Raw genomic sequence first — 19,639 nt, 5'->3', positions numbered from 1 at the left:
TTGGTTTTTAGCGGTGCGGCCGGCGATCTTCCGCCGGCCGCATATTTCAGCGGAACCTAGTCATAGTATTCCGCCGGAGCTTTCTTGAACTTCTTCCAGGTTTCCATGTCGTGGCCTGGCACGACAATCGCGTTTTCTTTCTCGGCGATGCGCCGCAGCCTTCTGACGGAAGCAGCGGCTTCCTGCGCGGACGTCAGCGCGCCGGGCAGGCATTTCTCTTCCCAGTGATCCATCGTGTAAGCGGCGTCGATTGCGAGAAGGATCGAACCGGTGTTGGGCAGCCGTACCATGATGGACTGGTGGCCGGGGGTGTGTCCCGGAGACAGGAAAGTCTGCACGCTGCCATCGCCGAAGACATCATACTGGTCCTCGCCCTCCATCACGTCCCAGTTGATGCCATCCTTGGTCAGATCCTTCTTGATATAGCCGCCTTGCATGAACCAGTCGGCGGCGAACGCCCATGCAATCTCCCGCCGCTGCACGAGATGGCGGGCTTTTGGGAAATTGCCGCAGGCGCCGGAGTGATCGAGATGCAAATGCGAATGCAGCACGAACTTGATATCGTCGGGCTTCATTCCGATCTTGCCGAGTTGGTTCACGCAGCCTTCTTCGGGATCCATGATAGGATAGTATTTCTTGGTGGTGTCGCCCCACCAGCCAACGGGATCACGCGCTGCTTCAACCGCTGTGCCGCCGTCAATAACGATGTTTCCCTTGGGATGGACGATTAGGTACCAGGGGATTGGGGTGAAGAACTCGTCCTGGCTGTAGCCAAGCTTGATATCGACCTCTTTCTGTCGAATCTGCCCAGTCTGGAACATGTAGAGCCTGATATCCGTGCTCATCTGCTTTCCTCTTCTGTTGAACGGGTGACGTGCGGCGGCGACGCCGTGTGTCGCGACTTGCCGCTCAGGGTGACGGCCAGAAGGTCGTCATATGTCCAGCTCTTTTTCGGTGCCTCCGCGACGCAGTTGCCGTCATGGATGACCATGATCCGATCGGCGAGCGCGAGCATTTCGTTCAAGGACGACGAAATGAGCAGGACTGCGGCGCCATCGCGGGCAAGTTGCAGTATGATATCGTAGATTTCCTTGATCGCACCGACATCGACGCCGTTGGTCGGCTCCACGATGATATAGACGGTGGCTTTCGCACTCATCCATTTGCCGATGACCAGCTTCTGTTGGTTGCCACCGGAGAAGAAGCGCACCTGCGTGGAGGAAGCGCGTGGGCGCACCGCAAGCTGGTCCAGCACGGCTTCTGCATATCTTTTCATGGTGCCGGGCCGGATCATCAAAAAATGTTGCAGCGAATGCAGGACCGGCAGGCAGATGTTTTCGGCAGCCGAGAGTGCGGGAAAAAGGGCTTGTTTGCGCCGGTCCTCGGGGATCAGCGCGATGCCTGAACGACGTGCAGTGATCGGGGTGGCCAGATTGACCGCTTTGCCCCCCACCTTTGCCGTGCCGGAATGCCGGCTGATGCCGCCAAGCGCCCGTGCGACATCTTCCATCCCGCCGCCAACGGGACCGGTGAAGCCCAGCACCTCTCCGGCTTGTATCTTGAAGCTGAGGGGCGCCAACTGCGCCGTGCCGAGGCCAGCAACCTCAACCAGGACTTCTGGACGGACGCTATTGCCATCATTGTAGGTCGCAAGCTCAGAGCGGCTGCGGTCCACCATGAGTTCAGTAACGCGGTCTTCGGTGACCTCGCCACGATTAAGGGTTCCGGAAACAAGTCCCCCTCGAAGGATCGTGGCGCGGTCGCAGATCTGCTGGACCTCTCGAAGCCGATGGGAGATGTAAACGATGGCTATCCCCTGCGCTTTGAAGCCATCGACGATCCGAAAAAGAACTTCCGATTCCGCTGCCGAAAGGCGAGCTGTCGGCTCATCAAGAACGATCAGTTTGTAGCGCCGATGGAACAAGGTCGCCAAGGTGACGAGTTGCATCTCGGCTGCGGACAGTGCGCCGGCAAGCCGCCGCACGTCGAGCTCGATGCCCATTTGCGACAGAATCTCCGCAGCTTCGTCATGGATCGTGCGGTCGCTTATACCGATCCTCCCAGGCTCATTGCCAAGAAGGATATTTTGCCCAACCGTGAAGCTGGATACCAGTTCTGCGTCCTGATAGACCGCTCCGAGGCCCAGCCGATGGGCTTCCGGCGGGCTGGAAACCCTGACCGGTGACCCTTCAAGGAAAATCTCACCGGCGCTCGGGGCATAGACACCCGTCAAGATTTTGATGAGGGTCGACTTGCCCGCACCGTTTTCACCAAGCAGGCCGTGCACCTCGCCGCGCAGAAAGCTAAGGCTCACGCCCTTCAACGCTTTGGTGCCGGCGAACTCCTTCTCGAGATTCTTCAGTTCAACCAGTGGTGTCGCGTTCATCGCCGTCACCTCAGATAAACTTGAAATGGACTTCTTCACGGTTGAGAAGCGCATTTGCTCCAACCGCGACGATGAGCACCAGTCCCTGGAAGATGTGGCGGGCGGCAAAGGGGAAGCCGACCATATTCATCCCGGAATCCACCATATACAGGAAAAAGACGCCAACGAGAGTGCCAAACAGATGTGGCTTGCCCTTTCCAAGCACGGTTGCGCCAAGGAACACCGCGGCGAAGGCCTCGAGGAGGTAGCCCTCGCCACCGACCGGTTGCGCCGAGGATGAGATAGCGGTCACGATCACGCCCGCAATCCCCGACATCAATGCCGAAAGCACGAATGCGAGGATGACCCATCGATAAACGTTGATCCCGGAGTAGAACGCCGCCATCGGATTGTCGCCGACCGCCGCGATGTAGTGGCCGATCCGTGTCCGCGCTGCGGCGATGAGGGCTACGATGAACACCGCTACCAGGATGATTACGGGCACGCCGACGATTCCGAGCTTACCCTGGCCGAGATAAAGGAATGCGGTTTCGTCGTAGCTAACAGGGACCTGATAACCGCCCGTGATAAAAACGTTGATCCCATCGAGCACGAACATCACACCAAGCGTGACGACAATGCCCGATAGCCGTCCATAGGTCACCAGAAGCCCGTTCACCACACCGATCAGGCATGCGGCAAGCAGAGCAAACACGATTGCAAGCCAAGGGCCGGTGATAGGGATCAGAAAGGCGACGAAGATTGATGACGTCGTCACTGTGAGACCGATCGAAAGGTCAAAGCTCCCCGCGATCACGACCCAGGTCAATCCCATAGAGACCAACGCACTGACGATCATCGAAAAGAGGATGTTGTTCAAGTTGGAAGCGGTGGCGAAGTAGGGCGAGGCTATGGAAAATCCAACGGCGGCCACGACCAGGACGATGATTGTTCCCCATTGCCTGAGAAACCGCATGACGGCGGATTCGCGTCTTCCCGCTGGCACTGCGTTGACGGCAGTGCCCTTGGCTGTGTTCGCCTTGGCAAGGCTTTCCTGCTCCACATGCGTCACTTTTTAGATTCCAGTCGTTCGTTGATCAGATGCAAGGGTACGGTTCAGTGCCACGCGATTGCCGTCACCAAATGGATTGGGTCCCGGCACCCTTCGGCACGAGTCGCATTCTGCTGAAAGCGGGGCATACGGCGGCAACGCTCTGCTCGCCGTATGCCAGCTCGCGTCTAGCCGCCGTACTGTTTCAGCAGGGCGATTGCCTGCTCGTCCCAGCTTTTGAGTTCGGCGAGGGCCTCGCTCGCCTGATCCGGCGTCTTGGTGATCACGGGGATGCGGTAGACGATATTTGGCACGTCCTCGCCTCGCGCGAGCTTAACCGCGAGTTCGCCGGTCTTGCGGCCGATTTCAGGGAAGGGCGAGTCGCAGCTGAAGACCACCGGCACCTGCTTGGCCGCCCAGGCTTCAAGGAACTGGGTCGACAGGTAGTGATTGAACAGCGGAACGTCGTCCCTGTTCATCTGTTTCAGCGCCTGCGCCGCGCCGAGCGTGAATGGCCACCACCACGAGATGAAGGCCGCAAGCGAACCAGGCTCCGGATGGGCCTGCAAAAGCGACAGCATGTTCTTACGGCCGACCGAAATCTCATCGGTCGTGCCCTGGCCGCCGTCGATGAAGGGCAGCACCTTCATGCGCGGCTCGTAGCGGCACATGAGTTCGAACATGTCCACTTCCATGTCGAACGGCGTGAAATAACCACGCTGTTCCGCGGTCTGGGCGAAGGTGCCCTGGCGGCCGGTATAGTTCTGAACGAAGTAGCCGAGCGTGGTCGCAGTTCCCCAGACATCGTCCATGACGGCCGGTGAATTCTTGACCGGAATGGTGAAGCCGACCGTCTTGATGCCTCTCTTGTGCGCCTCGTCCGCAATATAGGCGGTTTCGGATTCTTGCGAGTAGATCCCCATCACAAGCGCGTCGATCCCGCGGTCGAGCAGCGCCCGCTCGGCGGACTGTTCGCTTGGCTTTGTCGGCTCGCCGCGAATCGTGACGACCTCGCCTCCGGCATCGAGCACCGCCTTGACGATCTGCCAGCAGCCACGGCGCCACGGCTGATTGAACGGCCCGTAGGTCAGCGGGACGCCAATGCGCACCTTCTTGCCGGCAGCGGGCGGCGTTATTTCCTCGGCGCTGGCAAGTATCGATGTGCTTGCAAGCGCCGCGCCGCCGATCAGACCGCCCACACTCTTCAGAAGAGTCCGGCGATTGAAATCGGTGTATTCGGTGGCCTCTTGTGCAAGCCGGCGTAACCGTTGCGGATCATCAAAAATATTCATGCGCTTCCTCCCGTTTCTCTATCCGTTCTTGCGAAGACCCGACCGGTCACCTCAGCGACTGAGCGTTCTCACGCTTCGGACCGTTGCCGACACGACATCTCAGCGTTCGCGCACCAGCAAGGCGTTGGTACCGCATGCCGCAGTTGCCAATGAACCATATTGTCAGGTTGCCTGACAAGTTAAATCTGCTATTCTGACAAAAGAAAATTCGCGGCAGCGTGGGTACAACAGAGCCACAACAGCTTAGATGTGCCGTCCGAAAGCGACGATGGTTGGAGCACCGTATGGTTTATGATGAAAAGGTTAGACGAGGACCTTCACTTGCCGATTCCGTAGCCTCGAGGATCAGGAGTGACATCACTTCGGGCGCACACGCCAAGGGCGACAAGCTGCCAACGGAGCACGAGCTATCGGAAAAATATGGTGTGAGCCGGCCGATCGTCAGGGAAGCAATCGGCATCCTCAAACGCGATGGACTCGTTGCAACCCGGCAGGGTCTAGGGGCGTTCGTAATCGAGACGAAGGAGATGGCGTTTCGATTGGCCGGTGTTGATCTGACCGATGCATTGGATGTTGAAAACATCATCGAGCTTCTGATGGCGGTGGAATCGGCTGCAACAGCTTTGGCTGCCGAACGGCGCTCAGCAAAGCAGCTTGCGGCGATTGAAATGCAATTACATGCCATCCAGCGGGCGTTCGACAACGATGAAGCCGGCGTTGAGGAGGATATGGCCTTTCACAGAGAGATCGTCGATGCCTGCGGCAATCCGCATTTCAAGGAAATGTCCAATTTCCTGGAGTCGCATGTACGGAATTTTATCCGAAAGGCTCGCGCCAGTTCGCTGCGAAATGCCCTACTCTCCCAAGTTCAGGAAGAGCATATCGCCATATTCAACGCGATCGCGGAGGGGAATCCACAAGAGGCTCGCAAAGCTGCGGAAAAGCACCTTCGAGGAGCTGCAAATCGACTGTCCTTGCATCTGGGACTGAAGTGAGCCCGTTCGCCTAAAGTGCGCTCCCCAGTGAGATCAGGGTGTGAACGTCCTGCACGGCGCGACGGCAATCTCTGCAGGGTCCATGAAGGTTGCTACATTGGCGCCCGCTGAGGAACAGCTAAAGCTCCTCAGGGGGCAAACCCTCGTCACGCCCCGCAGCTCAGAAGATTGAATTCGTGATCGCCTTGACCGGTCCAAGCAGCACCGAACCGTCCGGCACGCCGGCGTCGATCGGGATCGCCTGTCGGTTGGCCGTCGCCACCATGGGTTGGCTGGCGTCGCTGGTCACGACGACCGGCGTCTTCGAGGGCACGCGGTCATAGAGGTCGATAATATCCTGGTTCATCAGTCGCACGCAGCCTGACGACACCGACTTGCCGATCGACCGCCACTCCGGCGAGCCGTGCAGACGATAGAGCGTGTCGACATTGCCCTGGAACAGATAGAGCGCGCGTGCGCCGAGCGGGTTCTTCAGGCCGCCGGGCATGCCGCCATTGTCGGCGCTATAGGGCTTCAATTCCGGCTGACGGGCGATCATTTCATCCGGCGGCGTCCACTTCGGCCATTTCTGCTTCCACTGAACGACGGCGTCGCCGGACCATTCGAAGCCGGCGCGGCCAAGGCCGACGCCGTAGCGTATCGCCTGACCGCCTGGACGAACCAGATAAAGGAAGTGGCCGGTGGTATCGACGACTATGGTTCCCGGCTTCTGTCCCGTCGGGTCGGGAACGATCTGACGCAGGAACTGCGGATCGATCTTGTCGACGGGGATGGCCGGCAAATCGAAGCCGCCGTCGCTGACAGCGGCGTACATCGTCACATAATCGGCCAGAGGCGGCTCGACATAGGTTGGTGGCGGCGGCTCGACCGGACCCGGCCCGGTGGTAGCGCATGCGGAAACCGCGATCGAAGCGGCGCCCAGGGCTGCGGCGTTGAGAAAGCCGCGACGGCTCAGGCGAAAAGATTCGATTTCGGTAATGGACATGGTTGCCTTCTTTAAGTCTCAAATCGCAACAAAACGTGAATTCGCCGACAGTTGCGCGGGTGCCTGACAACACCTGGGGCGATAGGCGGTTCCGATTCTGGCCCGAACGTGGGCAAACAAAGGCGAAGCTGTGACCAGACTGCTACTGTGGCGCCAGAGACACAGGTTTCCTAGCTGCCGGGCACAAGGGCTTCGAGCGACGGCAGGATAAGGGCCGGTGGAAAATCCCGGTATTCTTCGGGCTGGTTGGAGCGGTTGATCCACACCGTGCGAAAACCGAATTTGGTGGCGCCAGCAATGTCCCAGCGATTGGACGACTGAAAGGAAACCGCGCCGGGGTAGAGGCGCCAGCCGGTGGCGACCATATCGTAGACCGCCGGGTCGGTCTTGAAGCGCCGCACCCTATCGACGGAATAGATGTCATCCAGAACCTGGTCGAGCGCGGCGGACTTGACCGCCGCCTGGAGCATTTCGGGCGAGCCGTTGGACAGGATCGCCAGCCTCGCTCCCGAAGCCTTGAGCGCCTTGAGCACGGCCGGCACTTCCGGATAGCAATCCAGCCGCCAGTAGGCATCCAGCAATATCGCCTTGAGACCGGGGTCGGCCGAGGGAACCTTGCGCAAGGCGAAATCGAGCGCCTGTTCGGTCAGTTGCCAGAAATCGGCATAGGCGCCCATCAGCGTGCGCACCCAGGAATATTCGAGCTGCTTGGCGCGCCAGATCTCGGACAACAATTGGCCGTCCGGCCCGATCCGGTCGGCATGACGACGCACGGCGGCATGCACGTCGAACAGCGTGCCATAGGCGTCGAAGACATAGGCGGCGTATTGCATGACAACAGTTTTGAGGGCAGGTGCGACAAGGTGCAAGCTTTGATTGCATTGCGCCCCGGCACTGGCCTCAACAAAACTCCATGATGCCGGTTGACGGCGCCCGCCAAAGCATCTTCCAATGGCCGTCACACGAGACCGATTGAGGCGGGACCACACGATGACACTGGCGGCTGCGGCGCAATCCGCGACATGGACTTTCGTCGATGGTGATTGGCACGAGGGCAACGTCGCCATTCTGGGGCCGCGCAGCCACGCCATGTGGCTCGGCACCAGCGTGTTCGACGGTGGCCGCTGGTTCGAAGGCGTGGCGCCGGATCTCGACCTCCATGCCGCCAGGGTGAATTCTTCGGCGATCGCACTCGGCCTGAAGCCGAACATGAGCGCCGACAAAATCGTCGGGCTGACATGGGACGGGTTGAAGAAGTTCGACGGCAAGACGGCGGTCTATATCAGGCCGATGTACTGGGCCGAGCATGGCGGCTATATGGGCGTCCCGGCCGATCCGGCGTCTACCCGCTTTTGCCTTTGCCTCTATGAATCGCCGATGATTCCGGCGACTGGCTTTTCGGTGACCGTGTCGCCGTTCCGGCGTCCGACCATCGAAACCATGCCGACCAACGCCAAGGCCGGCTGCCTTTACCCCAACAACGGTCGGGCCATTCTCGAAGCCAAGATGCGCGGCTTCGACAACGCAATGGTGCTCGACATGCTGGGCAACGTTGCCGAGACCGGCACCTCGAACATCTTCCTGGTCAAGGACGGTCATGTCTTTACACCGGCGCCGAACGGCACCTTCCTGTCCGGCATCACCCGCTCGCGCACGATAACGCTGCTTGGCGAGTATGGGTTCAAGACCACGGAAAAGACGCTGTCGGTGCGCGATTTCCTCGAAGCGGACGAAATTTTTTCGACCGGGAACCATTCCAAGGTCGTGCCGGTCACGCGTATCGAGGATCGCAATCTGCAACCCGGGCCGGTGGCCAAAAAGGCCCGCGAACTCTATTGGGATTGGGCGCATTCGACTTCCGCTGCTTGAGCGGATAAAAAGGCGACCGACGCTTCATCCGGAGTTGTCCCAATCCATTCCAGACCTATCTTACTCCGGTATCGACACCGGATTTTTCCACGAGGGAGTACTATCCATGGCCTTTGAATTGCCCGCTCTGCCTTACGACTATGAGGCCTTGCAGCCTTACATGTCGAAAGAGACGCTGGAATATCACCACGACAAGCACCACAAGGCGTATGTCGATAACGGAAACAAGCTCGCCGCCGAGGCAGGCTTGGGTGATCTGTCGGTCGAAGAGGTGGTCAAGCAGTCGTTCGGCAAGAATGCCGGCCTCTTCAACAATGCCGCCCAGCACTACAACCATATCCATTTCTGGAAGTGGATGAAGAAAGGCGGCGGCGGCAACAAGCTGCCGGGCGCCTTGCAGAAGGCAGTTGATAGCGATCTCGGTGGCTATGACAAGTTCAAGGCCGACTTCATTGCCGCCGGCACGACCCAGTTCGGTTCCGGCTGGGCCTGGGTTTCCGTCAAGGATGGCAAGCTGGCGATCTCGAAGACGCCGAACGGCGAGAACCCGCTCGTCCATGGCGCGTCGCCGATCCTCGGCGTCGATGTCTGGGAGCATTCCTATTACATCGACTATCGCAACGCCCGGCCGAAATATCTCGAGGCGTTCGTCGACAGCCTGATCAACTGGGACCATGTCCTTGAATTGTACGAAAAGGCGAAGTGATCGATTTCCAGGAAGCCCCGGTATCACCCGGGGCTTTTCTTTTTCAGTGTCCCATAAAAAGCAAAGATCTGGCAAAAGTCGTCCGGGGAGGGAATTTTCCTCCTACGGCATCCGTTAACGTCCTGTCCCGAAATGCCTTCATCATGGAGCCAATTGAATGAGAAAGCTTGTTATAGCCATCTCTATGCTCGCACTCGCGGCCTCGGCGGCTTTTGCCGACCCGGTCCTCGACCGGCAGGCACTGATGAAGGAACGTGGAAAGATCGTCGGCGGCCTGTCGAAAGTTGTCAAGGGCGAGGAGCCCTTTGATGCCGCGGCTGTGCTGACGCAACTTCAGGCGTTGCAGGCGAATGCGGAAAAATTCGATGCCGATGCGCTGTTTCCGGCCGGCAGCGACACCGGCGATACCACGGCCTCGCCGAAGATCTGGCAAGACATGGCTGGCTTCAACGCAGCCGAGGACAAATATCTCGCAGACGTGAAGGCCGCGGTCGCTGCGGCTCCCGCCGATGCCGACGCGCTGAAGGCGCAAGTCGGCGCTATCGGCTCGGATTGCGGCACCTGCCATCAAGGCTACAGAATCAAGAAGGGCTGATCACCAGCCATGGCATGGCTGAAGAAACTTGTCGGCGCCGTCGTCATTCTGGGCGGCGTCGGCGCGGTTGCCGGGTGGGTCCTGTCGGCGCCGGTGAGGCTCGACAGGGAAACCCTGGCCAAGCTCGGTCCTGGCGACGCAGCCAGGGGCAAGCGCATCTTTTATGCCGGCGGTTGCACATCCTGCCATGCAAAGCCGGGCTCACAGGGCGACGCCCGGCTTCAACTCGTGGGTGGCCTTGAACTCAAGACGCCGTTCGGAACCTTCGTGCCGCCCAACATTTCGCAAGATCCCAGGGACGGTATCGGCGCATGGTCTGTCGAGGACCTCGCCAATGCCATGCTGAAGGGCGTGTCGCCTTCTGGTGAGCATTTCTATCCGGCGTTTCCCTATGCATCCTACGGGCGCATGAATCCGGCTGACATTGGCGATCTCTATGCCTTCTTGAAGACGTTGCCGGCCGTCGCCGGCAAGGCAGCGGGCAATTCGCTCGGTTTTCCCTTCAATATTCGCCGCGGCATCGGCCTGTGGAAATTGCTCTATCTCAGCGATCAGCCGGTTGTTGCCTTCCCCGAAGGCAAGCCTGATCCGGTGATGGCAGGCCGCTATCTGGTCGAAGGGCCAGGCCATTGCGGCGAATGCCACACGCCGCGCGATCTTGCGGGCGGCACGAAGAAGAACGAGTGGCTGGCGGGCGCCGTGGCCGCCGAAGGCAATGGCGTCGTGCCGAACATCACATCGGGCGAGGGCGGTCTCGCCGAATGGTCGGAGGCCGATATCGCCAACTATCTCGAAACCGGCTTCACGCCCGATTTCGATTCGGTCGGCGGCGCCATGGTCGATGTCCAACGGAACATGGCCGAACTGACGCCGCAGGACCGTGCGGCCATCGCCGCCTATTTGAAGGCGATACCGGCGCATCCAAACGGCTATCCGGCCCGCAAGAAGACGGCAAACTAGACCGAGTCTTCGGACAGGTGGCGGTCGCCGAGAAAATCGAAACCCGTCTCGAAGAAATGGTTGTAGTTGCAGGTCAGCTCTTCGCCAGGCGCGATGTCGCGCAGCGCAAAGCTCTCCTCCGGTGAGGAGACGTCGCAGTTCGGCTCGTCGGCATGGTTCATGTAGCGCGCGTCGTCGGCTTCGAAGACGATGTAGTTCGGATCGCGGCGGTCGGGATAGGAGTAGCGATCGAGATAGCTCTTCACCGGACCGGCCGCACGTTCATAAGTCTCGACCTCGATGAGCCGATCGAACCTTGGGTCCAGCTTCCAGATCAGAGTGCCGCGAGGAATGTGGTTCTTGGCAAAGACGCCGATTCCCTGGATAGGCGATTTGTCGAGATAGACGTCGACGAGCAGCATAATGGACCTTTACGCGATTGGAGGCTGTCGGGCCGGGAAAAACCGCGCACTGGGTAGCGCGCGGTCATCGCAATTGCGAGTGAAAATGAGCAACGGGAACCTAAAAAGCCCTGATCACGCAGCCTCTTCGGAAGGCGCGTCGATCATCGTCTGGAGTCAGCGTTGCTGCAGCGCCAGACGGACGCCCAAAGCGCAGTAGATGCCGCCGACAACTTTGCCCTGCCATCGTAACACCGACGGATTTCGGCGCAGGAACGTGCCGAGCCGGCCAGCGCTCACGGCAAAGACGACCGTGCTGAAAAGGCCCAGTACGACGAAGATGGCCCCCAACACGGTCATCTGAAGCATCACCGTCCCGTTTTCAGGCCGCACGAACTGAGGCAGGAAGGCAAGAAAGAACAGAGCGGTCTTGGGGTTGAGCACTTCGGTCAGGACAGCCTGTCGAAACGCCTTCCCGGCAGAGATCGCAAGCGCGCCGGCAGCCGGGCCGGCTGGTGTTTTCTCCATGATCGCGCGAATGCCGAGATAAACCAGGTAGGCCGCGCCGATGTACTTTATGACGCTGAACAGCGTCGCCGATGCGGCGATGATCGCCGATATGCCGATCATGGCCATGACGGTGTGAAAGATGTCGCCGACAGCGATCCCGGCGCCGGTCGCGATGCCAACCTTGGTTCCGGAACTCGTTGCCCGCGCTATGGTAAGGAGCGTGGCCGGGCCGGGGATGAAGACGAAGCCGAGCACAACCGCGACATAAGCAATCAGTGTAGCGAGATCGATCATCGGTCGATTTCTCCCGTAGGCTGCGCCTTACCCATCACCTTCAGCGCGAAGGAATAGGTGTAGGCGATCTCCTCCAGCCGCGAAAACCGGCCGGAGGCACCGGCATGGCCGGAATCCATGTTGATCTTGAACAGAACCGGATTGTCCCCGCTCTTGCGGTCGCGCAGCCGGGCCACCCATTTGGCCGGTTCCCAATAGGTGACGCGCGGATCGGTGAGACCGGCCAGCGCCAGGATCGGCGGATAGTCGTGATCAGCGACATTGTCATAGGGCGAGTAGGCGGCAATGGTCCGGTAGTCGTCGGCGGACGCGATCGGGTTGCCCCATTCGGGCCATTCCGGCGGCGTCAGCGGCAGGGTCGCATCGAGCATGGTGGTGAGGACATCGACGAAGGGAACCTCGGCGACGATGCCGCCGAAACAATCCGGCGCCATGTTGGCGACGGCACCCATCAGCATGCCGCCGGCCGAACCGCCCTGGGCGACGATACGGTCATGCGCCGTGTAACGCTCCGTCACCAGATGGCGCGCGACGGCGATGAAATCGGTGAACGTGTTCATCTTGTTCTCCCGCTTGCCGTCATCGTACCAGCCATAGCCCTTGTCCTTGCCGCCGCGAACGTGAGCGATGGCGAAGACGAAGCCACGGTCGACCAGCGAGAACCAGTTGGTGTTGAAGGCGGCGGGCACGGTGATGCCATAGGAGCCGTAGCCGTAAAGCAGGCAAGGTGCGGATCCGTCCAGCGGCGTGTCGCGATGGTGCAAAAGCGAGATCGGCACCAGTTCGCCATCGCTGGCCGGCGCCATCAGCCGCCGCGTGACATAGTGGTTCGCATCATGGCCGGACGGCACTTCCTGGGTCTTCAGCAATACCCGCTCGCGGGTGCGCATATTGTAGTCGAACACCTGCGCCGGCGTCGTCATCGACGAGTAGGAAAAGCGCATGATCTCGGTGTCGTACTCATAGGAACCCGACAGGCCGAGCGAGAAGGCCTCCTCGTCGAGGGACAAAAGATGCTCCTCGCCGCTGTTGCGGTCGCGCACGACGATGCGCGGCAGGCCCTCCTTGCGTTCGAGCCGGACCATGTGGTCCCTGAAGCCGATCACCGACAGGATCAGCCGGCCGGGCTCGTGCGGCACCAGTTCCTGCCAGTTGGCGCGCACGGGATCGCCCGCTGGTGCCGTCATGATCTTGAAGTCCTTGGCGCCGTCGGCATTGGTCAGGATGAAGAAGATATCGCCGCCTTCTTCCAACTCGTACTGAAGGCCAATCTCGCGCGGCGACACCAGTTTCGGTTCGGCAAACGGATCGTCGGCGCGCATCAGGCGGTATTCCGAGGTCTCGTGATCGTTGATGCCGATCATGATCCACTCGTTGCTGCGGGTGCCGTCGACGTTCATGAAGAAGCCGGGATCGGTTTCCTCATAGATCAGCCGGTCGCTTTGCGGGCTGTCGCCAAGCGCATGGAACAGCACCTTCGACGGGCGGTGGTTGGGATCGAGACGTGTATAGAAGAAGCCGTCATTGCCGGCGTTCCAGACACCTGAACCGCCGGTGTCGGGGATCTGGTCCTCAAGCTCCCTGCCGTCGGCAAGGTCACGCACGCGAAGCGTGTAGAATTCGGAGCCCTTGTCGTCGAATGCCCACAGCAGCCTTGCGTGGTCGGCCGAATGGTCGACGCCGCCAAGACGGAAATAGGCCTCGCCCGCGGCCTCCGCGTCACCATCGAGCAGGATATGCTCGGCACCGCCGTCGCGCGGCATACGGAAATAGCGCGGCTGCTCGCCACCAAGCTTGAAGGACGAGCCGTAGGCATAGGGTCCGTCCTTCATCGGTACGGAAGAATCGTCTTCCTTGATACGGCCCTTCATCTCCTTGAAAAGCTGCTTTTGCAGTTCGACCGTGTCGGCCATCAGCTTTGATTGGTAGGCATTCTCCGCCTCGAGTTCTGCGCGGATCCCGGTATCGAGCAATGACGGGTCGCGAAACATTTCCTGCCAGTTGTCGGCCCGCAGCCAGGCATAGTCGTCGGTTCGCGTGATGCCGTGATGCGTGTCGGAAACCGGCCGCTTCTCGGGCGTAGGCGGGCTGACGATCGGAAATATGGATGTCTTGGTCATTGCGTCTCGCTTTGCAGTATCTTGAACGGGCCAGTATCTTGAATAGGCCAGTATCTTGAATGGACCATCTCAAATGGAGAAATATCTTGAACGGCGAATGAACACGCCGCTCAGGGCAGGTTCAAGAGCCACAGCGTATGGATTGTGTCGGCTCCAGGAGATGAGCCGGGAGGAGAGATGATGACTATTTGGCCTCGGACTGCTGCGGCTTTCGCCGTTGCTTCACTAACTCTGGCCTTTGCCGGCCAGTCTCATGCGACCGTATTTGCGGCTTGGCAAGTGGCCAATGTGCCGTTCGGCGACACGCTCAATGTGCGCAAATACCCTTCGGGCGCATCCCAGAAGCAGGCCGCATATCCGAACGGGACCGTTCTGCAGATGACCGGGCGATGCACCGGCGGAATTAACCTGCTCGACATCGCCAACCAGCCGGCATGGAAGCAGGAACAAAAGATTCGTTTTCGCTGGTGCGAAGTCTGGCATGATCCGGCCCAGAACGGCAAATTCGTCACCGGCTGGGCGTATGGTAAATACATCACGCCGCATTGATTGATCCGGCAGCAATCAGCCGATCCGCAGGATGACAGGCATGTCGCCTGATTGCTTACGTATGACCGCGGCAACCTGTGGTTTTGTGGACGAATGCGAACAACCAATATTGCCCGGCGATAGCCAAGCAAAATCAAACATTAAAACCCATTTCGTGAGATGCCGCGAATGTAACGGTGAGCTGACGTTGCGTCAGCCGTTGCCGGCGAGCGCACGAAATATCGATAAATTACACAATGCACGAAAGATTGAAGCTGATCGCGGAATAATTGATCAATATCGTTCAATATAGCGTAAGGGCCGAATTGACTTACTTGGTCTGGGCGCTCATTGATGTGCCCGCGACACGAATCGTAGAAACTCTACCTGCACAAAATTCGTGCGATGCCCTGCTTGTAAAAAAGGGCGCAGATCGATGTAACTCTTGTTGGGGCCCGAAGACCATGGATATTGTCGAAACACCTTCCAGAAACAGCGATGCGCTGATCGAATTGACCGCCGATGTGGTGGCCGCCTATGTCAGTAACAATCCCGTGCCGGTCGGCGAATTGCCGAACCTGATATCCGATGTCCATGCTGCGCTCGGGCGTGTGGGCGGAACCGCCGAACAGCCGCCTGCCGACAAGCAGAAGCCGGCGGTCAACCCGAAGCGGTCGGTTCATGACGACTACATCGTCTGCCTTGAAGACGGCAAGAAGTTCAAGTCGCTGAAGCGCCATTTGATGACCCACTATGACCTGACACCGGACCAGTATCGCGAAAAGTGGAACCTTGACCCGACCTATCCGATGGTTGCACCCAACTATGCGGCTGCCCGGTCACAGCTTGCCAAGAAGATGGGCCTCGGCCGCAAGCGCAAAGCGCGGTAATCGCTGCCAGAGCAATTCAAGGAAAAGTGAAACGGTTTTCCCGGGAAAGCGCATAGAGCTCTCCCTTGGGAATTGCGTCAAAATAAGCCAGATCGGATCGACATCAACGGCGCCTTCGGGCGCCGTTTGATTTTTGCGCCGCGAGGCGCGGATCCGGTATGAAGGTGTCAGGCGGTCTGCTTGAGCGCTGCCTCGGCGTCGCGCTTGATGCGCTTGACCATCGAGCGAAGGCCGTTGGCGCGCTGCGGCGACAGATGTTCGTCGAGGCCGAGTTCTTTCAATGTCGCTTCCGCATCGGTCTGCTGGATTTCGCTGGCGGTCCTGCCGGAAAACAGCGCCAGCATGATCGCAACCAGTCCACGCACGATGTGAGCGTCCGAATCGCCCGTGAAGGTGATGACTGGGTCGGCTCCAGCCCCGCGTTCGGTGGTCAACCAGACCTGACTGACGCATCCCGGCACCTTGTTGGCGGCGCTGCGCTGCTCGTCGGGAAATGGCGGCAGCGCCTCGCCGAGTTCGATGACATAGCGATAGCGGTCTTCCCATTCCTCGAGGAACGAAAAATCGTCGCGGATCGTCTGGATCGTGGTGGTCATAATGCCGGATATAGTCACGCGGCGGCTCCGCGTCACGGAAAAACAAGGACACCGCGGGCGTCGAGAGGGCAGACAGCCCGCGGTGCGCCGTCGAAGCGGCTTAATTCTGAGGCGGCAGGTTGACGGTCTCGGGCAAGACGATTTCTTCGGGCAGGCTGCCGGTCATCGTCGACGTGTCGGGGCCGGCGGCGGACTTGTCGTCCATCATCGCTGCCGCGATCTTGGCGGTCTCCTTGGCGCGGGCGGTGATGGTGTGCATTGCCGACTTGCCAGTCTCGCAGACATCGGGCTTGCGTTCGCAAATGCCGGCGATATCGCCAACCGCTTCGCGTGCCGCAAACAAGGCCTGGATCGGCCCGACGCTTTCGCGGCCCGATTCATCGGGGCCGACAGCCAGCGGCAGCGCCAGCAGCACCAGCGAAAACCAGAAAGCCATTCTTATGAGGAAGACCATGCCCTTGCCCTCTCGTCGTGACCGGATCATGCATCCATATGGCATGTCCTCTTTTGTAGGCAGGATCTTGGCACACAGGCGCAAAGGACGGCTTGCGGGCAAAGAGAGAATTTTCCGCAAATTTTAGGCAAATTCGAAACGAAGCGTTCTGCAATCGATTTGTCTCAATTGCCAGTGATTTTCCTTAACAACAAATAACCATACATCCCCATGATTTTCCTGTATTTTTCTTGGAATGTGGAAGTCCGGGTGCCGTGTGCGCCTGTCCGATAGGTGCCGTCGCCGGATAACTCTCCGTTTACTATGGCTGCATTTGCCCGTGCTTTCGGCGGCCGGCATCCCAATATTTGCCGCAGGCCAGGGCCTTGGTCGGCCTTGCCTTATCCATTCCTTAAACGCTGGATGCCAGTTTCAAAGCCAACCAGAACCATCTGCAAAGCAGAGCTGTCCACGACAAGTGCGAGTGCGTTGAGTTGAGTTCAATCAAGGCCAGATACGTTGAATTGCCTGGCGCGATTTCTGCCGGTTGCGAACGTATGGTCCATCCGTCCATCCTTGGGCGGAGCGACCGCGAGCGCCAGCGCCGTTTCATCGGCGTCATGCTCGCCGCTCCTTTCTTTGCCGCCGGCGCCGCGGTCACCCTGGTCACTTCAGGCATGGGCGTTGCCGTCACCATGGCCGCCATCTTCGCCGCCTTTGGCCTGTGCTGGTTCGTCGCCTTGCTGGTGGCGGCGACCGGCAAGATAGCGATGGTGAGTGGGCTCGCCCTGATGCTGGCCGGCATTTCTCTCGGCAGTCTCATTGCCGCCGCGGGCGGGTTGGGTTCGCCTGTCGCCATGCTTGTCCTGGCGCTGCCTTTCGAAGCCTGGTGGATCGGCGGCTCGCGACGTGCAGCACTGTGGGGAGCCGTGTCGGCCGCTGTCGCCATCCTGGCTCAGCCTTTGGCTGGAACCGTATTTCCGTTCGCAGGAGCGCAGATCGCGGCGTGGCACTGGCTGGTGCCGTTGGCGTGGGCGCTTACGCTGATGCCGCGTGCATCGGCGTTTCAAAACACGGCCGACGCGGCTGTGGTCGACTCTGCCGACCGGCTCGAAGAAATCATCGATGCGGTGGTCTTGCGGGTCGCCCGCCATGGCGAGGTCCTAGACGCGTCGCCGAAAGCGCGCACGCTTTTGAAACTGCCGCCCGAACTGCTGTCCGGAAACGGCCTCTTCGATCGCGTCCATCTGTCGGATCGCGTTTCCTATCTCAGCGCAATGGCCGACATGCGCGACGGTGCGCTGTCGCGCCGGCTCGAATTGCGCATCCGCCTGCCTCAGAACGGCAATAGCCTGACGGCCGACAATTACCGCCCGTTCTCGCTTGATCTGGTGCGCGGTGAGGAACAGGGTGACGTCTTTACGCTCGTCCTGCGCGAGAATGACGAGATCGCCCGGTTGCGCGAGGATCTCGCGGCGGCCAATGAGGCGGCCGCATCCGCCGAAGTGGCGAAGGGCCGCTTCCTGGCGGTGGTCAGCCACGAACTGCGCACGCCGTTGAATGCCATCATCGGCTTCTCGGATATGCTGCTGCATGAGATGTTCGGCGGCTTCAAGGATCCGCGCCAGAAGGAATATGTCGGCCTGGTGAGGGATTCGGGCCAGCATCTGCTCGCCGTCGTAACCTCGATACTCGACGTGTCCAGGATTGAATCGGGCGTTTATGCAACCGAGCCGGAGCCGTTCCGGTTCGCGGAAGCGGTCGACATGTGCCAGTCGATGATGCAGCTGCAGGCGCAGGCCAAGAACATCGATCTGCGGGCGCAGATCGCGCCGGACGCCGGCGACATCAATGCCGACCAGCGCGCCGTGCAGCAGATGCTGATCAACCTGGTCTCCAATGCGATCAAGTTCACCCCCGACGGCGGCGACGTCGTCGTCTGTGCCAAGCGGATCGGTTCGCGCCTCCATTTCTGGGTCAGGGATACCGGCATCGGCATCGCCGAGGAGGATTTCGCCAATCTCGGCAAGCCCTTCATGCAGATCCAGAACGACTATACCCGCCGTTTCGAGGGGACTGGTCTTGGCCTTTCACTGGTCAAGGGCCTTGTGGCGCTGCACGAAGGCACGATGTCCATCGAAAGCATGCCGGGCGAGGGCACCACGGTGACCATCAGCCTGCCGGTGAACGGTCCGAAGGGGCATCAGGCGGAGAAGGCCGGCGTGCTGACCATGCCTGTAGCGATGGCGAAAGGGGACAGAAATGGCTCGCTCCGCAAAACAGGCTAAGGCAGTCAAGCGCCGCAGCAACGCCTTTCAGGACGGCGCTGTCGCCGTCGGCGGCATGATCTCGCGCAACCCTGTCCTGGTGGGCGGCTCGACGGCATTCCTGGTGACGCTGTTCTACGTCTCTGCAAATGCCTTGTGGTACCAGCCTTTCCCGCATGCCGGCGCATTCTTCGCGACCCGCAGCATTGCGGGCTTTCCGCACGCGGCGCCCGACGAGCCGGAAACGACGTTTAACATCGTGCGGCCATCCGGCGCGCCGGCACCGATCAAGGGCGATCCGGTTGTCGAGCAGGTGCAAGGCATATTGAAGGATCTTGATTTCTATTCGGGAACGGTCGACGGCATTTCCGGACCCAACACCCGCAAGGCCATCCAGGACTATCAGCAGAAGGTCGGGCTCAACGCGTCCGGCGAGATCGACGCGCTTCTGCTCGATCAACTGGGCGCGACGCCGAAAACCGCTTCCGTCGTACCCAGGCCGCAGCCGCGCCCGGATATGCCGGCCGCCGTTCCGGTGTCTTTGCAGACAGGTTCAGGACAGACAAATTCCGGGCAGGCGGATGCCGAGACGCAAGCGCCCGATGCCCGCATCGTCAAGATCCAGGCCGGGCTCAAGGCGTTCGGCAATGACGACATGCAGCTGGATGGTGTCGTCGGCGCGCGCACCAAGGCGGCGATCAAGGAATTCCAGTCGCTGTTCGGGCTGCCGCAGACCGGCGAGCCCGATGAGATCGTCTACGTCAAGATGCGCGAGATCGGCCTGACCAACTGACGGCTGAAAC

At 60.0% G+C, this 19,639-nt stretch carries 20 protein-coding genes; 9 read left to right on the top strand and 11 right to left on the bottom strand.

The window, feature by feature from the left end; all coding sequences use genetic code 11:
* Positions 1-56: 56 nt before the first annotated feature.
* The 4 genes from attM to EOB49_RS02760 all read right to left on the bottom strand — a co-directional run bounded on the left by attM (position 57) and on the right by EOB49_RS02760 (position 4,708).
* The gene (attM, locus tag EOB49_RS02775) at positions 57-845 is read right to left on the bottom strand and encodes an N-acyl homoserine lactonase AttM (RefSeq protein ID WP_127268346.1); all 789 of its coding nucleotides are present in this window, start codon (positions 843-845) and stop codon (positions 57-59) included.
* Positions 842-2,440 carry a sugar ABC transporter ATP-binding protein gene (locus EOB49_RS02770; protein ID WP_245472418.1) on the bottom strand — a complete coding sequence of 533 codons (1,599 nt, stop codon included), beginning with the start codon at positions 2,438-2,440 and terminating at the stop codon, positions 842-844. Before EOB49_RS02770 ends, attM begins: the two co-directional genes overlap by 4 nt.
* Positions 2,397-3,437: an ABC transporter permease gene (locus EOB49_RS02765; protein ID WP_245472416.1), complete on the bottom strand. Its 1,041-nt coding sequence runs from the start codon at positions 3,435-3,437 to the stop codon at positions 2,397-2,399. The genes EOB49_RS02770 and EOB49_RS02765 overlap by 44 nt, the downstream gene beginning before the upstream one ends.
* Before the next feature lie 167 nt (positions 3,438-3,604).
* The gene (locus EOB49_RS02760) at positions 3,605-4,708 is read right to left on the bottom strand and encodes a substrate-binding domain-containing protein (protein WP_127269964.1); all 1,104 of its coding nucleotides are present in this window, start codon (positions 4,706-4,708) and stop codon (positions 3,605-3,607) included.
* 284 nt (positions 4,709-4,992) lie between these two features.
* On the opposite strand from EOB49_RS02760, the gene EOB49_RS02755 reads away from it, so the two are divergent.
* Positions 4,993-5,703, top strand: a complete 711-nt coding sequence (locus EOB49_RS02755; RefSeq protein WP_127269962.1) for a FadR/GntR family transcriptional regulator — start codon at positions 4,993-4,995, stop codon at positions 5,701-5,703.
* A gap of 160 nt (positions 5,704-5,863) precedes the next feature.
* Here EOB49_RS02755 and EOB49_RS02750 read toward each other — a convergent pair whose 3' ends face one another.
* On the bottom strand, positions 5,864-6,688 hold the full coding sequence (locus EOB49_RS02750) for a L,D-transpeptidase (protein ID WP_127269960.1): 825 nt from the start codon (positions 6,686-6,688) through the stop codon (positions 5,864-5,866).
* A 170-nt stretch (positions 6,689-6,858) separates the two neighbouring features.
* Positions 6,859-7,521, bottom strand: a complete 663-nt coding sequence (locus EOB49_RS02745) for a haloacid dehalogenase type II (RefSeq protein ID WP_027035819.1) — start codon at positions 7,519-7,521, stop codon at positions 6,859-6,861.
* Positions 7,522-7,678: 157 nt separating this feature from the next.
* Between EOB49_RS02745 and EOB49_RS02740 the strand changes: the two genes are divergently transcribed.
* The 4 genes from EOB49_RS02740 (at position 7,679) to EOB49_RS02725 (ending at position 10,818) form a co-directional block, all read left to right on the top strand.
* A complete protein-coding gene (locus EOB49_RS02740; RefSeq protein WP_127269956.1) occupies positions 7,679-8,557 on the top strand; it encodes a branched-chain amino acid aminotransferase in 879 nt (292 codons plus the stop codon).
* 106 nt (positions 8,558-8,663) lie between these two features.
* Positions 8,664-9,263 (top strand): superoxide dismutase, encoded by a 600-nt coding sequence (locus EOB49_RS02735; protein WP_013532667.1) that lies wholly within the window; start codon positions 8,664-8,666, stop codon positions 9,261-9,263.
* A 157-nt stretch (positions 9,264-9,420) separates the two neighbouring features.
* Positions 9,421-9,858 carry a cytochrome c gene (locus EOB49_RS02730; RefSeq protein ID WP_127269954.1) on the top strand — a complete coding sequence of 146 codons (438 nt, stop codon included), beginning with the start codon at positions 9,421-9,423 and terminating at the stop codon, positions 9,856-9,858.
* A gap of 9 nt (positions 9,859-9,867) precedes the next feature.
* Positions 9,868-10,818: a cytochrome c gene (locus tag EOB49_RS02725; protein ID WP_127380072.1), complete on the top strand. Its 951-nt coding sequence runs from the start codon at positions 9,868-9,870 to the stop codon at positions 10,816-10,818.
* Here EOB49_RS02725 and EOB49_RS02720 read toward each other — a convergent pair.
* From EOB49_RS02720 to EOB49_RS02710, 3 genes are all read right to left on the bottom strand, one after another.
* Positions 10,815-11,219, bottom strand: coding sequence for an SET domain-containing protein-lysine N-methyltransferase (locus EOB49_RS02720; protein WP_127321379.1), 405 nt, complete (start codon positions 11,217-11,219; stop codon positions 10,815-10,817). The two genes, EOB49_RS02725 and EOB49_RS02720, sit on opposite strands and share 4 nt — an antisense overlap.
* 156 nt (positions 11,220-11,375) lie before the next feature.
* Complete coding sequence (locus tag EOB49_RS02715) at positions 11,376-12,002, bottom strand: LysE family translocator (RefSeq protein ID WP_127380071.1); 627 nt, start codon at positions 12,000-12,002, stop codon at positions 11,376-11,378.
* Positions 11,999-14,122: a S9 family peptidase gene (locus tag EOB49_RS02710; protein ID WP_127380070.1), complete on the bottom strand. Its 2,124-nt coding sequence runs from the start codon at positions 14,120-14,122 to the stop codon at positions 11,999-12,001. Before EOB49_RS02710 ends, EOB49_RS02715 begins: the two co-directional genes overlap by 4 nt.
* Before the next feature lie 180 nt (positions 14,123-14,302).
* On the opposite strand from EOB49_RS02710, the gene EOB49_RS02705 reads away from it, so the two are divergent.
* Together EOB49_RS02705 and EOB49_RS02700 are read left to right on the top strand one after the other, a co-directional pair.
* On the top strand, positions 14,303-14,671 hold the full coding sequence (locus EOB49_RS02705) for an SH3 domain-containing protein (RefSeq protein ID WP_127380100.1): 369 nt from the start codon (positions 14,303-14,305) through the stop codon (positions 14,669-14,671).
* Positions 14,672-15,114: 443 nt separating this feature from the next.
* Positions 15,115-15,540, top strand: a complete 426-nt coding sequence (locus EOB49_RS02700) for a MucR family transcriptional regulator (protein ID WP_013532660.1) — start codon at positions 15,115-15,117, stop codon at positions 15,538-15,540.
* Positions 15,541-15,707: 167 nt separating this feature from the next.
* Here EOB49_RS02700 and EOB49_RS02695 read toward each other — a convergent pair whose 3' ends face one another.
* Together EOB49_RS02695 and EOB49_RS02690 are read right to left on the bottom strand one after the other, a co-directional pair.
* Positions 15,708-16,136 carry a SufE family protein gene (locus tag EOB49_RS02695; RefSeq protein WP_127292519.1) on the bottom strand — a complete coding sequence of 143 codons (429 nt, stop codon included), beginning with the start codon at positions 16,134-16,136 and terminating at the stop codon, positions 15,708-15,710.
* Positions 16,137-16,236: 100 nt separating this feature from the next.
* Positions 16,237-16,590: a DUF5330 domain-containing protein gene (locus EOB49_RS02690; RefSeq protein ID WP_027035810.1), complete on the bottom strand. Its 354-nt coding sequence runs from the start codon at positions 16,588-16,590 to the stop codon at positions 16,237-16,239.
* Positions 16,591-17,126: 536 nt separating this feature from the next.
* Here EOB49_RS02690 and EOB49_RS02685 point away from each other — a divergent pair.
* Complete coding sequence (locus EOB49_RS02685) at positions 17,127-18,857, top strand: PAS domain-containing sensor histidine kinase (protein WP_127380069.1); 1,731 nt, start codon at positions 17,127-17,129, stop codon at positions 18,855-18,857.
* Entirely contained in the window at positions 18,832-19,629 is a 798-nt protein-coding gene (locus EOB49_RS02680; RefSeq protein ID WP_127268164.1) for a peptidoglycan-binding protein, read from the top strand. The genes EOB49_RS02685 and EOB49_RS02680 overlap by 26 nt, the downstream gene beginning before the upstream one ends.
* Positions 19,630-19,639: the final 10 nt, after the last annotated feature.

This window comes from Mesorhizobium sp. M7A.F.Ca.MR.148.00.0.0 (genome assembly GCF_003997735.1).
Classification (GTDB): Bacteria; Pseudomonadota; Alphaproteobacteria; order Rhizobiales; family Rhizobiaceae; genus Mesorhizobium.
This window is presented reverse-complemented; position numbering and strand designations above follow the sequence as displayed.

Bases quoted from the DNA above. Each gene is read 5' to 3' on its own strand.
- attM (WP_127268346.1), bottom strand. From the start codon at position 845: ATGAGCACGGATATCAGGCTCTACATGTTCCAGACTGGGCAGATTCGA.
- EOB49_RS02770 (WP_245472418.1), bottom strand. From the start codon at position 2,440: ATGCGCTTCTCAACCGTGAAGAAGTCCATTTCAAGTTTATCTGAGGTG.
- EOB49_RS02760 (WP_127269964.1), bottom strand. From the start codon at position 4,708: ATGAATATTTTTGATGATCCGCAACGGTTACGCCGGCTTGCACAAGAG.
- EOB49_RS02755 (WP_127269962.1), top strand. From the start codon at position 4,993: ATGGTTTATGATGAAAAGGTTAGACGAGGACCTTCACTTGCCGATTCC.
- EOB49_RS02750 (WP_127269960.1), bottom strand. From the start codon at position 6,688: ATGTCCATTACCGAAATCGAATCTTTTCGCCTGAGCCGTCGCGGCTTT.
- EOB49_RS02745 (WP_027035819.1), bottom strand. From the start codon at position 7,521: ATGCAATACGCCGCCTATGTCTTCGACGCCTATGGCACGCTGTTCGAC.
- EOB49_RS02740 (WP_127269956.1), top strand. From the start codon at position 7,679: ATGACACTGGCGGCTGCGGCGCAATCCGCGACATGGACTTTCGTCGAT.
- EOB49_RS02735 (WP_013532667.1), top strand. From the start codon at position 8,664: ATGGCCTTTGAATTGCCCGCTCTGCCTTACGACTATGAGGCCTTGCAG.
- EOB49_RS02730 (WP_127269954.1), top strand. From the start codon at position 9,421: ATGAGAAAGCTTGTTATAGCCATCTCTATGCTCGCACTCGCGGCCTCG.
- EOB49_RS02725 (WP_127380072.1), top strand. From the start codon at position 9,868: ATGGCATGGCTGAAGAAACTTGTCGGCGCCGTCGTCATTCTGGGCGGC.
- EOB49_RS02720 (WP_127321379.1), bottom strand. From the start codon at position 11,219: ATGCTGCTCGTCGACGTCTATCTCGACAAATCGCCTATCCAGGGAATC.
- EOB49_RS02715 (WP_127380071.1), bottom strand. From the start codon at position 12,002: ATGATCGATCTCGCTACACTGATTGCTTATGTCGCGGTTGTGCTCGGC.
- EOB49_RS02710 (WP_127380070.1), bottom strand. From the start codon at position 14,122: ATGACCAAGACATCCATATTTCCGATCGTCAGCCCGCCTACGCCCGAG.
- EOB49_RS02705 (WP_127380100.1), top strand. From the start codon at position 14,303: ATGACTATTTGGCCTCGGACTGCTGCGGCTTTCGCCGTTGCTTCACTA.
- EOB49_RS02700 (WP_013532660.1), top strand. From the start codon at position 15,115: ATGGATATTGTCGAAACACCTTCCAGAAACAGCGATGCGCTGATCGAA.
- EOB49_RS02695 (WP_127292519.1), bottom strand. From the start codon at position 16,136: ATGACCACCACGATCCAGACGATCCGCGACGATTTTTCGTTCCTCGAG.
- EOB49_RS02690 (WP_027035810.1), bottom strand. From the start codon at position 16,590: ATGGTCTTCCTCATAAGAATGGCTTTCTGGTTTTCGCTGGTGCTGCTG.
- EOB49_RS02685 (WP_127380069.1), top strand. From the start codon at position 17,127: ATGGTCCATCCGTCCATCCTTGGGCGGAGCGACCGCGAGCGCCAGCGC.
- EOB49_RS02680 (WP_127268164.1), top strand. From the start codon at position 18,832: ATGGCTCGCTCCGCAAAACAGGCTAAGGCAGTCAAGCGCCGCAGCAAC.